The following is a 13,723-nucleotide window of genomic DNA, read 5'->3' on the forward strand; positions in this document are numbered from 1 at the left end:
CTCGCCCTGGGTTGCACGCGGTCTTCGACAACCCGCGGGCGGATCGACTCGCGGAACGTCGCACTCCGCACGGGACCCCTCGCGCCCCGACCCGATCCGCGCCAGGATCGAGGGGTGACCGAACACCAGGAAGACCACGCCGCCGTCGTCTCCGTCAGCCGCGACACCGATCACCGGTTCAGCAAGCCGGTCGTGGACGAGGTCGTGCTCGTCGCCGGCTGGGGCATCGAGGGCGACGCACACGCCGGCACCACGGTCCAGCACCGGTCCCGGGTCGCGCGGGACCCCTCGCAGCCGAACCTGCGGCAGGTCCACCTGCTGCACACCGAACTCTTCGACGAGGTCGCCGAGGCCGGGTACGAGGTCGCTCCGGGCCAGATGGGCGAGAACGTCACCACCCGCGGCGTCGACCTGCTCGGGTTGCCGACCGACACGCTCCTGCACCTCGGCGACGACGCGTGCGTCCGCGTGACCGGCCTGCGGAACCCGTGCCAGCAGATCAACGACTTCGAGCCCGGGCTCCTGCGCGCCGTGCTCGGTCGCGCCGAGGACGGCTCGGTCGAGCGCAAGGGCGGCGTGATGGCCGTCGTCGTCACCGGCGGGGTCGTCCGCCCCGGGGACCGTATCCGCGTCGAGGTCCCCGCCGGCACGCCGGAACCGCTCCGTCCGGTCTGACGATCCGCCGCAGGACGCGGCCCGGTTGCGCCGTGTGTCGGTTTCCCTCGCACACGTCAGGGGTGCCGATTACCCTTTCCGGCATGGCCCCCGTCCTGACCTCGCCGCTCGTGTCGACGCAGTGGCTCGCAGACCACCTCGGTGCTGACGAGCTCGTCGTGCTCGACGCGTCCGTGCACACCGCGGGGACCGGTCTCGAGACGACGTGGCAGACGGCGCGGGACTCCTACGAGCAGCGCGGACACGTCCCCGGCGCCCGGTACGCCGACCTCGTCGAGGCGTTCTCCACGCCCGACGCCGACGTCCCGTTCACCCGACCCGGCGCCGAGCGGTTCGAGTCCGCCGCCGGCGACCTCGGCGTGACGAACACCTCGACGGTCGTGGTCTACGACGACAGCGTCGGCGAGTGGTCGGCGCGGCTCTGGTGGATCTTCCGCTCGTTCGGCTTCGACTCCGTCGCTGTGCTCGACGGGGGCTTCACGAAGTGGCGGGACGAGGGTCGCCCGGTGCGCGTCGGCGCGCTCCGATCGGCGCCGAAGCCAGCGTCGACCCCGGCGTCGCACGTGGGCGACGCGACGGCGACCACGACCTTCCTCGCGGGCGAGGAGCGTCCGCTCTGGGCCGACCACGAACGAGTCCTCCGTGCCGTCTCGGGCGAGCAGCCCGCGTCGCTGGTGTTCGCCGCGCCCGAGTCCGCCCTCGGCGCCGAGCACCCGCCGATCGTCCCCGGCAGCACCCCGATCACCGTGGACACGCTCGTGGACCCCACGACGAACGCGTACCTGCGCCGTCCCGCCCTCGAGCAGGCCTTCGCATCGGTACTCGACGCCGACGAGATCGTGACCTACTGCGGTGTCGGCAGTGCCGCGTGCGTCGACGCCCTCGCGCTGACGGTGCTCGGCCACGAGAAGGTCCGGGTCTACGACGGGTCCCTGCTCGACTGGTGGCGGCGCGAGCCCGAGGCGCTGGCCTCCTAGCCCGACGACACCGGCCGCCGACGCCCGTCACACCGGCGGCCGACACCGGCGGCCGTCTCGGGTGGCCCCGCGCCCGCGCCGACTACCGTTGACCCATGAGCACCAGACGCGCGGTCGTCCTCGGCGGTACCGGCGGGATCGGTTCGGCCGTCGCGCGTGCGCTCCTCGACGCCTCCGGACGCGGCGGCGACGACTGGCAGGTGGACGTGGTCGCTCGCCGCGGTGGCCCCGTCGCCGACGAACTCACCGCGGCGGGAGCGACGTTCACCCCGGGCGACCGTCGCGACACCGCCGTCCTCCGCGCCCTCCTCCGCCCCGGCGCCGACCTGCTGGTGGACACGGTCGGCCTCACCCGCGACGACGCCCGGCAGCTCCTGCCCTTCCTCGAGGACGTCGGCTCGACCGTGTTCGTGTCGTCGAAGGCCGTGTACGCCGACGAGCAGGGTCGGCACGCGAACTCGCTGGACAAGCCCGTGTTCGGCGGCGCAGTGACCGAGCTGCAGCCGACCGTCGCGGCGGGCGACGGCGACCCCACCGGTCGTGACGGCTACGGCGCCGCCAAGGTCGCCGCCGAACAGGTGCTGCTCGACCACGGCGCCCCGGTCACCGTGGTCCGGCCATCGAAGGTGTACGGCGTCGGCATCGGTCGGCCCCGCGAGTGGTTCGTCGTCCGGCGGGCGCTGGACGGTCGGGAGCGCATCCTCCTCGCCGACCACGGCCGCAGCGTCGACCACACCACGGCGGCCAGCGGCATCGGTTCCCTCGTCCGTCTCGTCGCCGACGCACCGGACCGCCGCATCCTCAACGTCGCCGACGACACCGCGCCGAGCGTGCTCGAGATCGTCCGGACCATCGCGGGCCACCTCGACCACCCGTTCGACGAGGTCCTGCTCGACGCCGACGCCCCCGCGTTCGTGGGCACCACCCCGTGGACCACGCCGACGCCGTTCGTCCTCGACACCACCGCTGCACGCTCCCTCGGGTGGGAGCCGCCCGTGTTCGCGACGGCGGTCCGGCCGGAACTCGACTGGCTCGTCGAGACGGCGCACGCGGTCCCGGTCGGCAGCGACGTGCCGTGGGCCGACGACCCGTTCTGGGACCGGCTGTTCGACTACGGCCCCGAGGACGCCGCCCTCGCCCTCCTGTCGCTCAGCCGGGACTGACGCCGTGCCCCGCTCCGAGGTCCTCTTCATCGGGGGCAGGTCCGGCGTGGGCAAGTCGACCGCGGCAGAGGCACTGCACGACCTGCTCGTCGCCGCCGACGTCCGGCACGCCGTCATCGAGGGCGACTTCCTCGACCTCGCCCACCCCGCGCCGCACGTCGAGCACCCGGAGGCCCGCGTCGCCGAACGGAACCTCGCCGCGATGTGGGCCCGGTACCGCGAACTCGGCCACCACCGGCTCGTGTACACGAACACCGTGTCGGTGCTGGAGCGGGACGCGTTGGCCGAGGCGATGGGCGACGATCCCGTCGTGACCGCCGTGCTGCTCCGCGCCGGCGACACGACGACCGCCGACCGGCTGCGCCGTCGATCTGGTGGGCACCTCCCCGAGGCGCAGCTGGCGCACAGCACACGGACGGCCAGGAGGCTCGACTCGGCTGTCCGAGGCGACGTCACCCGGGTGGACACCGACTCCCGGTCGCCGGCCGACGTTGCCGCGCAGCTCGCGTCGCTCGTGGGCTGGGTCCGTCTGCGGCTGCCTGTGGACACCGCGGATCCGTCCACAGATCGCGACTGAGGGCAGCGCACCCAGGACGGTCGAGGCAGGCTGGACGCATGACCGACAACCGCCTCGGCTCCGCCGTCAGCCCGTACCTCCGCCAGCACGCCGACAACCCGGTGGACTGGCGTGAGTGGGGTCCGGAAGTCTTCGCCGAGGCCCGCGAACGCGACGTCCCCGTGCTCGTGTCGGTCGGCTACGCCACGTGCCACTGGTGCCACGTCATGGCACGCGAGAGCTTCTCCGACCCGGGCATCGGCGAGCTGCTCCGCCAGGACTTCGTCGCGGTGAAGGTCGACCGCGAAGAACGGCCGGACGTGGACGCCAGCCTGATGGCCTCGGCGAGTGCCTTCACGCAGCAGCTCGGCTGGCCCCTGACGACGTTCCTCACACCGGACGGGCACGTGTTCTTCGCGGGGACGTACTTCCCGCCGTCGCCCGTCGGGCAGGTGCCGGCGTTCCGGCAGATCCTGGCGGCGGTGCTCGACGCGTGGACCGAGCGCCGGCACGAGGTGGACGCGAACGCGAGTGCGATCGCGGCGGCGATCCGGCAGGGGGCCGAGGCGGACCGGACCGCCCGCGCTGGCGCGAACGGTGGCGGGGACGAGCCGCGCCTCCCGAGCGTCGACGACGTCCGTGCCGTCGTCGACCAACTGGCACAGGCCGAGGACACCACATACGGCGGTTTCGGCGGTGCTCCCAAGTTCCCGAGCGCGCCGCTGCTCGAGTTCCTGTCGGACGTCGCCGCCGACGGCGACGCTCGGGCGTCCGCACTGCTCGAACGTTCCCTGCACGCGATCCGCGCGAGCGAGCTGACCGACGCCGACGGCGGGGTCTTCCGGTACGCGACCAAGCGCGACTGGTCGGTGCCGCACTACGAGCGGATGCTCTACGACAACGCGGGAGTGCTCGCGGTGGCCGGGGCGGAGCAGGCCCGGGGCATCGCCGACTTCCTGCGGGACACGCTCCGGCGTGCGGACGGCGCGTTCGTCGCGGCGCAGGACAGCGAGTCCACCATCGACGGCCGGCGGGTCGAGGGCGAGTGGTACCGACTCCCGCTCGACGAGCGTGGGCGGCTCGATCCTCCGCCGCTCGACGACCAGGTGCTCACCGGGTGGAACGGCCTGGCGATCCGGGGGCTCGCGATGGCCGGGGCCCGTCACGGGGACGCCGAGATGATCGCGCTCGCACGGGGTGCGGCCGACGCGATCGTCGCCGGACACCTCACGGACGGACACGTGTCGGTGCGGTCGAGCACTCCGCGCGGCGCGTCGACGGCGGCGCCCACCATCGAGGACGTGGGACTCCTCGCCGAAGGACTCCTCGAACTCGCCCTCGTCACCGGGGAGCTCCCGTACGCCGACGTCGCGCGCACGCTGGTCGACGACGGCCTGGCCGGTCGGTTCGACACCGACCCGGTGCTCGCGGCAGCCGGCACCGCCACGGGCGAGCAGCCGCAGACCGCCATGCGCTCCGGCACGGTCGCACTCGCCGCGGCCGCCGCGACGCTCGCCGCACTGACCGGCGACGAGTCGTACCGGGGGGCGGCGGTGTCGCTCGTGGCCGACCGGGCCGTGACCGGGACGGAGCGGCCGCTCGGGCACGCCGATGCCCTCGGGGTCGCGCTCGCGCTGCAGCGTCCCTCGCGCGAGGTCGTCGTGGTCGCGTCGGACCCGGACGACCCGATCCGTGCGGCGGCCCGCGGCGCTCGGCGTCCGGGGACCGTCGTCGCCACGGTGACCCCGGCGCAGGCGGCCGACTGGTCGGCCGCGGGCTTCACGCTCTTCGAGTCCCGTGACGGGCTCGACCCCGCCGGGTACGTCTGCCACGACCGCGTGTGCGCCCTGCCCGCGCGGTCGGTCGACGAGCTGACGGCACAGCTCAGCGCCCCGGACGCCTGACGGGTATCCTGGAATGCTCATGTCGACCACGCTGCCCGTCATCACGTACCCGCCCGAACTGCCGGTGTCGCAGCGGCGGGACGACATCGCTGCCGCCATCCGCGACAACCAGGTCGTGATCGTCGCCGGTGCCACGGGGTCGGGCAAGACCACCCAGCTGCCGAAGATCTGCCTCGAGCTCGGACGTGAGCACATCGGGCACACCCAGCCCCGACGGATCGCGGCCCGGACCATCGCCGAGCGCGTGTCCGAGGAGCTCGGGGGCGAGCTCGGCGGCCTCGTCGGGTACCAGGTCCGCTTCACCGACAAGGTGTCCTCCGACACCCGGGTCAAGCTGATGACCGACGGCATCCTGCTCAACGAGATCCACTTCGACCGCGACCTCAAGCGGTACGACACGATCATCATCGACGAGGCGCACGAGCGGTCCCTCACCATCGACTTCCTGCTCGGCTACCTCAAGCGGCTGCTCCCCCGCCGGCCCGACCTCAAGCTCATCATCACGAGTGCGACGATCGACCCCGAGTCGTTCTCGCAGCACTTCGGCGGGGCACCGATCATCGAGGTGTCCGGCCGCACCTACCCGGTCGAGATCCGGTACCGGCCGCTCGTCGCGGAGGACGCCGACGACGCCGACCGCGACGACGAAGGCGACGAGGACGATCCGCGGACGGACGACCACGGCGGCCGCACGGCCGACGACCGCGACACGATGCAGGGCATCACCGACGCGCTCGACGAACTCGCGCAGGAGGACCCGGGCGACGTCCTCGTGTTCCTCTCCGGCGAGAACGAGATCCGCGACGCGCAGGACGCCATCGAGGGCAAGCGCTACCCCGGTACCGAGGTCCTCCCGCTCTACGGCCGCCTGTCCGCCGCCGACCAGCACCGGGTCTTCGAGCGGCGCACCACACCGGGCATCCGACGCCGAGTGGTCCTCGCCACCAACGTGGCGGAGACGAGTCTGACGGTCCCCGGCATCAAGTACGTGATCGACGTCGGCACCGCCCGCATCTCCCGGTACTCGCCGCGGGCCAAGGTGCAGCGGTTGCCGATCGAAGCGATCTCGCAGGCGAGCGCGAACCAGCGCTCCGGTCGCGCGGGCCGCACGAGCGCCGGCATCGCGATCCGGCTCTACTCCGAGGACGACTTCGAACGCCGTCCGGAGTTCACCGACCCCGAGATCCTCCGAACGAACCTCGCGGCGGTGATCCTGCAGATGATCTCGCTGGGGTTCGGTGACATCGAGGCGTTCCCGTTCCTGCAGCCGCCGGACTCCCGGGGTGTGAAGGACGGCCTCGACCTGCTCCGCGAGCTCCGAGCCGTCGACGCCGCGGGCACGATCACGAAGACCGGCAAGCAGCTGACCCGGTTGCCCATCGACCCCCGGCTCGGACGCATGGTGCTCGAGGCCGGTCGGCAGGGCGTCGGGCGCGAGGTCATCGCCGTCGTCAGCGCCCTGAGCATCCAGGACCCGCGCGAGCGCCCCCTCGAGAAGCGCGCCCACGCCGACCAGTTGCACGCCCGGTTCGCCGATCCGACGAGCGACTTCCTCACCCTGCTCAACCTCTGGAACCACATCGAGGACAAGCAGGACGAGCTCTCGTCCAGTGCGTTCCGCCGCCTGTGCAAGGCCGAGTTCCTGAACTACCTCCGCATCCGCGAGTGGCAGGACCTGTACCGGCAGCTCTCCCGTGCGGCGAAGCAGGTCGACGTCCGCATCGGGCAGGCTCGATCCGACGACGGCGACGCGGTACACCGTTCCCTGCTGGCCGGACTCCTCAGCCAGATCGGTCTGCGCGACCGTGAGAAGCGCGACTACCTCGGCTCGCGGAACACCCGGTTCGTGGTGTTCCCCGGCAGCGTCCTCGCCAAGAAGCAACCGGACGCGGTGATGGCAGCCGAACTCGTCGAGACGAGTCGGCTCTTCGCCCGGACGGTCGGTCGGATCGACCCGGCGTGGGTCGAGCCGCTCGCCGGAGACCTCCTGAAGCGCACCTACGGCGAACCCCACTGGGAGAAGAAGCAGGGGGCGGCGGTCGCCTACGAACGGGTCACCCTGTTCGGCGTCCCGATCGTCCAGCGCCGCCGCGTGCAGTACAAGCGAGTCGACCCGGAGCACTCGCGTGAGCTCTTCATCCGGCACGCGCTCGTCGAGGGCGAGTGGGACGCGCAGCAGGCGTTCGACCGCGACAACCGCAGGCTGCGGCGCGAACTCGAACAGCTCGAGGAGCGCACGCGTCGCCGCGACATCCTCTTCGACGACGAGCGGGTCTTCGAGTTCTACGACGCCCGCATCCCGGCCGACATCGCGACCACGCGCGACTTCGAGGGCTGGTGGCGCCAGACGAGGCGCGAGCAGCCGGACCTGCTCACGATGCGCCGGTCGGACCTGCTGGACGAAGACGCGGCCGAGGCCGCACAGGACCAGCAGGAGTACCCGACCCAGTGGCGGAGCGGCGACCAGCGCCTCGCGATCAAGTACCGGTTCGAACCCGGCGCACAGGACGACGGCGTGAGCGTGCAGGTGCCGCTCGCGCTGCTCCCCCGCATGCGCGAAGAGGGCTTCGACTGGCAGGTCCGCGGCCTCCGCAAGGAGCTCGTCACGGCGCTCATCAAGTCCCTGCCGAAGCAGATCCGGAAGAACGTCGTCCCCGCTGCCGACTGGGCCGAGAAGATCGTCGCCGAGCTCCCCGACGACGCCCCGACCGAGCCGACCGAGTCGTTCCGCGCCACCCTCGCCAAGGCGATCCAGCGCATGACCTACGTGCCGGTGTCGGAGTCGGACTTCGACCTCTCGCGGGTACCGGCCCACCTCCTGCCGACGTGGGCGGTCGTCGACGAACGCGGCCGTCGGGTCGAGGCCGGCAAGGACCTCTCGGCCCTGCAGACGAAGCTCAAGGATCGGACGCAGCAGAGCGTCGCCTCGGCGACGACGCGCGCCGCAGGGCGTCCAGGAGGCGCGGCTCGCGTCGCGTCCGCCGCCTCCGGTGGCGCCGTGGAGCGGTCAGGGCTCACCGCCTGGCCGTCCGACGACCTGCCGCAGGTGCTCGACACGAAGCAGGCAGGTGGCGTGATCCGCGCCTACCCGTCCCTCGTGGAGGAGGGCGACGGCCCGAAGGCGACGGTCGGCGTCCAGCTGCTCGCGACGCCGTCCGACCGGGCCGTGCGGATGCCCGCGGGTGTCCGGCGGCTGGTCATGCACGCGGTGCCCTCGCCGGTCTCGTACATCCAGTCCCACCTGACCGCGCAGGAGAAGCTCGCGCTCGCCGCCAGTCCGTACCCCTCCACCGCGGCGCTCTTCGACGACGTCCTCGCGGCGGTCGTGGACGCCGGGATCCGCCGGGCGCACGCCGACGGGTTGGTGTTCACGAAGACCGACTTCGAGTCCGTGCGCGACACCGTGTCCGCGACCGTCGTCGACACGATGTTCACCGCCGTGTCCGAGGTGGCTGCGGTCCTCGCCGCGCACCGGGCCGCGGAACGGTCGCTCAAGCAGGCGAACTCGATGTCGCTCCTGCCGGCGCTCACGGACATGCGGCAGCAGATGGAGCGGCTCGTGTTCCCGGGGTTCGTCTCGGTCGCCGGACTCGATCGTCTCCGGCGCATCCGGGTGTACCTGCAGGGTGTCGACGCACGCGTGCAGAAGCTCCTGCAGAACCCCGGCCGAGACGCCACGTGGATGCGCGAGGTCACCGTCGCGACCGACCGGTACGTCGACGCGGGCGGCACCTTCCCGCCGGCCGTCGGAGCGCACCCCGAACTCGTGCACGCCCGCTGGATGCTCGAGGAGTTCCGGCTCAGTCTGTTCGCGCAGGAGCTCGGCACCGCCGAGACGGTCTCGCTGCAGCGCATCACGAAGGCGCTGGCCGCCGCCCGTTGATCCGCTAGCCTCGGGGCATGGTGGGGACGACGGCAGGGCCGGAACGGGTGCAGGCGCGGTACGGCAAGGCGATCGAGCGCAGGGACGGGCGGGACTTCCCGTACTACGACGGTGATCCGCTGCCGTTGTCGATCCTGCAGTGGGTGGCGGTGATCGCCGCGTGTGCCGTCGGGTTCCTCGTCCTGAGCTTCACCCCCGCGGCGGACAACGTCCAGTCGCTGGTCCCCCGGTTCCTCTTCGCCGCGATCCCCCTCGCGGTGTTCATCGCCTTCACCCGGCGGCACTGGTCGCGGATCTTCCAGCGGACCACGGCGCGGGACGTCCTCACGATGGTGGGGTTCGCGGTGGCGAACCTCATCGTGACCTTCGCGGTGGGCATCGTCGTCAAGTACGTGTTCGGCGCGAACTCGAACGGTGCGACGGACGGCATCCACGGCGCGGGCGAGGTGACGGCCTTCTACGTCGGCACGACGATCCAGCTGTTCGGCGAGGAGCTCTTCTCGATCCTGCCGTTCCTCGCCGTGCTGTCGTTCTGCGCGCGCGGCGGGATGTCGCGGAAGGGCGCGATCCTCGTGGCGTGGCTCGTGACGGCGGTCTGGTTCGGCGCCGCGCACCTGCCCACGTACGGCTGGAACCCCGTCCAGGCGTTCCTCGTCATCGGTGTCGCACGGCTCGTCCTGACGCTGGCGTACATCCGCACGAAGAACATCGCCGTCAGCACCGGCGCGCACATCATCAACGACTGGGTCCTCTTCACCTTCGCGATCGTCACGGCGGGAGCACTCCTGTGATCGGCACACTCGACGTCATCGTCCTCGACTGCGCGGACCCTCGCGCGCTCGCCCGCTTCTACGCCGAACTGCTCGGCGGCGAGATCGTCGGCTTCGACGAGGAATGGGCCGAGGTGGCCCTGCCCTTCACGGACCACCGGCCGATCCTGGCCTTCCAGCAGGTGGCGGAGTACCGCGCCCCCGAGTGGCCCGGCCAGGATGTCCCGCAGCAGAGCCACCTCGACGTGAAGGTCGACGACCTGGACGCCGGCGAGACCGCGGTCCTGGCCATCGGGGCGACGGCGACGGGCTCGGGGACGGACACGTTCCGCGTGTACCTCGACCCGGCCGGGCACCCGTTCTGCCTCATCCGTCCGAACGACTGACGGCTCGTGACGGGCATCCGCGCGGTCCTGTTCGACCTGGACGGCGTCATCCGGCACTTCCACCCGGAACACGTCGCGGCCATCGAGCGCGCGCACGACCTGGCCCCGGGAACGATCGAGGCGGTGGCGTTCGCCGCACCCCTGATCGACGAGGTCACGACCGGCCGGATCACCCGGGCCGAGTGGGTCCGGGCCGTCGGCGAGCGCATCGGCGACCCGGCCGCCGCCGAGGCCTGGGGCCGACAGCCGTTCACCCCGGACGCCGAGGTGCTGGCGCTCGCGGACGAGCTCCGCGCTGCCGGGTACACGACGGCGGTGCTCACGAACGGCACGGACGGCATCCCGGCCGAGGTGGCCTCGTTCGGCCTGCACGACCGGGTCGACGCCGTGTTCAGCTCGCACGAGATCGGGTTCGCGAAGCCCGACGTCCGGGCCTTCCGGCACGTGCTCGACGCGCTCGACCTCGACGGACCCGAGGTGTTCTTCACCGACGACTCGGAGCGGAAGCTGGCCGGGGCGGAGGAGCTCGGCATGCGGGTCCACCACTTCACCGGGGTCGACGGACTCCGTGCTGCCCTGCGCTCGAGCGGCATCGACCTCACCGACGCCGGTGGATCCACCTACCGGGCCCGCATCGACCTGCTCGCGGAGGCGGTCGACGGGTTCGAGGCGGTGCTCCGGTCGGGCGACCACAGCGCCGCGGTGCCGTCCTGCCCGGGGTGGACGCTGACGGACCTCGCCGGGCACCTGACGGACGTCCACCGCTGGGCCCTCGGCCAGCTCACCGGAACCGAGCAGGAAGCGCCGGAGCCCGCCGACCTCGCCGACCGGTTCCGAGCCGGCGCGGACCGCCTCGTGGCCGCGCTCCGCGGGCGCGCCGCGGACGCCGCGTGCAGCGCGATCTACCCACCCGACACGGCCGGCACGTGGGCACGACGGCAGCTGCACGAGACGACGATCCACCTGTGGGACGCACAGCAGGCGGTCGGGGGCAAGCCGCGCCTCCAGGCCGACACCGCGGCCGACGGCGTGCGCGAGGTGGTCGGCGACCTGTACCCGCGCCAGGTGCGCCTCGGCCGCGTCGACCCGTTGTCGGAGACCGTCGTGTTCCGGTTCCCGGACGCCGACGGCGAGGCGGAGCTCGTCGGGACGGCGGGTGCCGGGCCGACGGTCCGGGTGACGGGGCGGGCGGAGGACCTGCTGCTCGTCCTCTGGGGCCGACGCCCGCTCGACGCGGTCGCCGTGACGATCGACGGAGACCGTTCGGCACTCGACCAGGCGCTCGCGACGAAGCTGGTCCCATGACCGAGCTCCGCCCCGTCGACCTCGACCGCTGGCCCCGACGCGAACACTTCGAGCACTACCGCGACCGGGTGCCCTGCACGTGGGAGATGACCGTCGAGCTCGACGTGACGGACTTCGCCGAGACCGTGCGCGCCACGGACCGCCGCACGTACGCGTCGCAGATCTGGGCGATCGCCTCGGTGGTGAACCGGCACGCCGAGTTCCGGATGCAGCTGCTCGACGACGGCTCGCCCGCCGTCTGGGACGTGGTGCACCCGATGTTCACCGTGTTCCACCCCGACACCGAGACGTTCTCGGTGCTGACCGTGCCGTACGACGACGATCCGGCACGCTTCCACGAGGCCGCGGTCGCCACGATGGAGCGCTACCGGGACGACCACCGGATGTTCCCGCAGGAGGACCGCCCACGGAACGTGTTCGACATCTCGACCCTGCCCGGGGCGTCCTTCACCGGGTTCGCCCTGCACGTGCGGGACGGCTGGGACCACCTGCTGCCGATCTTCACCATCGGCCGGTACCGGTTCGTCGAGGGACGCACCCTGATGCCGCTCGCGCTCCAGGTGAACCACGCGGTCACGGACGGCTTCCACGGGTCCCGGTTCGTCGACGAGCTCCAGACGGTGCTCGCCGAGGCGGGGTGGCTCCGCCGCTGAACACCCTGGTGCCCGCCGCCGCGGTCAGGTCCGGAGTTCGGTCCGCCGCGGCTTCAACCGCTCGGGGGCGTCGGTCGCCGGCGTCCACTCACAGGTGAACGTCCCGCGGTAGCCGAACAGGAACCCGAAGACGCGGTTGTGCACCTCGAGGTCGACGTGGAACGCCTGGTCGTCGTCCGACCACCACTCGTGCAGGGTCGCGCGACCGCTGAACAGCATCGGGAAACGGAACGCGATCGGCCCCTCGTAGAACCGCTGCGCGTCCGAGGTCAGGACGAGGCCACCGCGGTCGTCGACGGTCAGGTCGAGGTCCACCGCGAGGTGCTGGTGGGAACCGAGGTAGTCGAGCACCCGGCCGTCGACGAGCACCATCGTGGCGTCGAACCGAGCGGTCCGCCCGGGCTTGGTCGTGTAGGTCCGGACGAACGTCACCGTCTCGCGGCCGTACCGGTCGCGGTAGGGGTAGTTCTCGATCGTGAACGGCACGTCCGTCCCGACGTTCGGGACGAGGATGTTCCGCAGTCGCCCGATCTGCAGGAACGGCACGGTCCACCACGGTCCCCGGCGGATCGACGTCATGACGCCGCGGCCGGTGCACGCCTCGGCGGCGTCGAGACCGACGCCGAACCTGCGGCGCATCTGCGGGTGCAGCCGCTGGAAGTCGGCGCCGAGCGCCTCCTCGAACACCGAGCTCATCGGTCGCCTCCCGGGTCGGGCAGCGCTGCCAGGGTGGCGGGCGCGTCGTGCAGCTGGTCGCCTCGCCGGGTGCCACCGACGGGCGCGCGGCGGGTCCTGGAGGCGCGGGGCCGGTCCCGCTGCCACGGCTGCAGCACCGAGGTGAGCGGCCAGGCCTCCGGCTTGGCCCCGCCTTCCAGCCAGATCCGGAGCCGGTCGAAGCTCCACGCGGTCGCCCAGCCGAGGAGCGGCCGGACCACCAGGTCGAGCGGGCCCCAGCCGGAGTCGTAGTCGTAGCCGGTGACGAACCGGGTGCGCCCGTCGTCGGTCGGGACGTACCGCCAGTAGCCGCGGCCGGCCCGGATCGGCGACAACCGGTCGTCGGTCGCGAACCGCAGTGCCGACGTGCGGGTGCCGTCCGCACGACGTCGCTCGCCGATGCTCACGCCGGTGCCGTGCACGTCGTGCACCGGGGAGCGCCGGACGTACGTGAAGCGGGCGGCACCGTCGGCGTCCGCCGGCTCGGGGACGATCTCGGAGAAGCGGACGTCCCACCGGACGTGCTGCTCGGGGTCCTGCGTCGCCGCCCACACCCGGTCGACGTCGGCGTCGATGACCGTCTCGACGTAGATGCCGCGCTTCCCCACAGGGCTGAGCGTAGGGCACGGAGCGCGCCGGGTTCGGGCAATCCGCGCGACCCGTGACCGTTCCGGTTCGCGATCCCCGGGTTCCGCGAACCGGAACGGTCACGACCGGAGGCGGATGCGAACGTCCGC

12 protein-coding genes are annotated in these 13,723 nt (G+C 72.3%); 10 read left to right on the forward strand and 2 right to left on the reverse strand.

All coding sequences use genetic code 11. The features are described 5' to 3' along the window. Positions 1 to 114: 114 nt before the first annotated feature. The 10 genes from HWD93_RS05075 (at position 115) to HWD93_RS05120 (ending at position 12,272) form a co-directional block, all read left to right on the forward strand. Complete coding sequence (locus HWD93_RS05075; protein WP_070418093.1) at positions 115 to 675, forward strand: MOSC domain-containing protein; 561 nt, start codon at positions 115 to 117, stop codon at positions 673 to 675. An 83-nt stretch (positions 676 to 758) separates the two neighbouring features. Next, positions 759 to 1,652, forward strand: coding sequence for a sulfurtransferase (locus tag HWD93_RS05080; protein WP_071296072.1), 894 nt, complete (start codon positions 759 to 761; stop codon positions 1,650 to 1,652). Between the two features lie 95 nt (positions 1,653 to 1,747). Beyond that, complete coding sequence (locus HWD93_RS05085) at positions 1,748 to 2,815, forward strand: NAD(P)-dependent oxidoreductase (protein WP_261646217.1); 1,068 nt, start codon at positions 1,748 to 1,750, stop codon at positions 2,813 to 2,815. A gap of 4 nt (positions 2,816 to 2,819) precedes the next feature. Then, entirely contained in the window at positions 2,820 to 3,392 is a 573-nt protein-coding gene (locus tag HWD93_RS05090; RefSeq protein WP_261646218.1) for an AAA family ATPase, read from the forward strand. A gap of 38 nt (positions 3,393 to 3,430) precedes the next feature. Beyond that, positions 3,431 to 5,275: a thioredoxin domain-containing protein gene (locus HWD93_RS05095; RefSeq protein WP_261646219.1), complete on the forward strand. Its 1,845-nt coding sequence runs from the start codon at positions 3,431 to 3,433 to the stop codon at positions 5,273 to 5,275. 19 nt (positions 5,276 to 5,294) lie between these two features. Next, positions 5,295 to 9,158: an ATP-dependent RNA helicase HrpA gene (gene hrpA, locus HWD93_RS05100; protein WP_261646220.1), complete on the forward strand. Its 3,864-nt coding sequence runs from the start codon at positions 5,295 to 5,297 to the stop codon at positions 9,156 to 9,158. Positions 9,159 to 9,175: 17 nt separating this feature from the next. After that, entirely contained in the window at positions 9,176 to 9,949 is a 774-nt protein-coding gene (locus tag HWD93_RS05105) for a CPBP family intramembrane glutamic endopeptidase (RefSeq protein ID WP_261646221.1), read from the forward strand. After that, a complete protein-coding gene (locus HWD93_RS05110; RefSeq protein WP_261646222.1) occupies positions 9,946 to 10,314 on the forward strand; it encodes a VOC family protein in 369 nt (122 codons plus the stop codon). Before HWD93_RS05105 ends, HWD93_RS05110 begins: the two co-directional genes overlap by 4 nt. Before the next feature lie 6 nt (positions 10,315 to 10,320). Further along, a complete protein-coding gene (locus HWD93_RS05115; RefSeq protein WP_261646223.1) occupies positions 10,321 to 11,619 on the forward strand; it encodes an HAD-IA family hydrolase in 1,299 nt (432 codons plus the stop codon). Further along, a complete protein-coding gene (locus HWD93_RS05120) occupies positions 11,616 to 12,272 on the forward strand; it encodes a CatA-like O-acetyltransferase (RefSeq protein WP_071296078.1) in 657 nt (218 codons plus the stop codon). The genes HWD93_RS05115 and HWD93_RS05120 overlap by 4 nt, the downstream gene beginning before the upstream one ends. 24 nt (positions 12,273 to 12,296) lie before the next feature. Here the strand turns inward: HWD93_RS05120 and HWD93_RS05125 are convergent, their stop codons facing one another. Both HWD93_RS05125 and HWD93_RS05130 read right to left on the reverse strand, forming a co-directional pair. After that, a complete protein-coding gene (locus tag HWD93_RS05125) occupies positions 12,297 to 12,968 on the reverse strand; it encodes a DUF4166 domain-containing protein (RefSeq protein WP_261646224.1) in 672 nt (223 codons plus the stop codon). After that, positions 12,965 to 13,594 (reverse strand): SRPBCC family protein, encoded by a 630-nt coding sequence (locus tag HWD93_RS05130; RefSeq protein WP_261646225.1) that lies wholly within the window; start codon positions 13,592 to 13,594, stop codon positions 12,965 to 12,967. The genes HWD93_RS05125 and HWD93_RS05130 overlap by 4 nt, the downstream gene beginning before the upstream one ends. Positions 13,595 to 13,723: the final 129 nt, after the last annotated feature.

Origin of the sequence: Curtobacterium sp. C2H10 (assembly GCF_025407985.1) — a bacterium.
GTDB lineage: Bacteria > Actinomycetota > Actinomycetes > Actinomycetales > Microbacteriaceae > Curtobacterium.

Bases quoted from the DNA above. Each gene is read 5' to 3' on its own strand.
- HWD93_RS05080 (WP_071296072.1), top strand. From the start codon at position 759: ATGGCCCCCGTCCTGACCTCGCCGCTCGTGTCGACGCAGTGGCTCGCA.
- HWD93_RS05095 (WP_261646219.1), top strand. From the start codon at position 3,431: ATGACCGACAACCGCCTCGGCTCCGCCGTCAGCCCGTACCTCCGCCAG.
- HWD93_RS05120 (WP_071296078.1), top strand. From the start codon at position 11,616: ATGACCGAGCTCCGCCCCGTCGACCTCGACCGCTGGCCCCGACGCGAA.
- HWD93_RS05125 (WP_261646224.1), bottom strand. From the start codon at position 12,968: ATGAGCTCGGTGTTCGAGGAGGCGCTCGGCGCCGACTTCCAGCGGCTG.
- HWD93_RS05085 (WP_261646217.1), top strand. From the start codon at position 1,748: ATGAGCACCAGACGCGCGGTCGTCCTCGGCGGTACCGGCGGGATCGGT.
- HWD93_RS05105 (WP_261646221.1), top strand. From the start codon at position 9,176: ATGGTGGGGACGACGGCAGGGCCGGAACGGGTGCAGGCGCGGTACGGC.
- hrpA (WP_261646220.1), top strand. From the start codon at position 5,295: ATGTCGACCACGCTGCCCGTCATCACGTACCCGCCCGAACTGCCGGTG.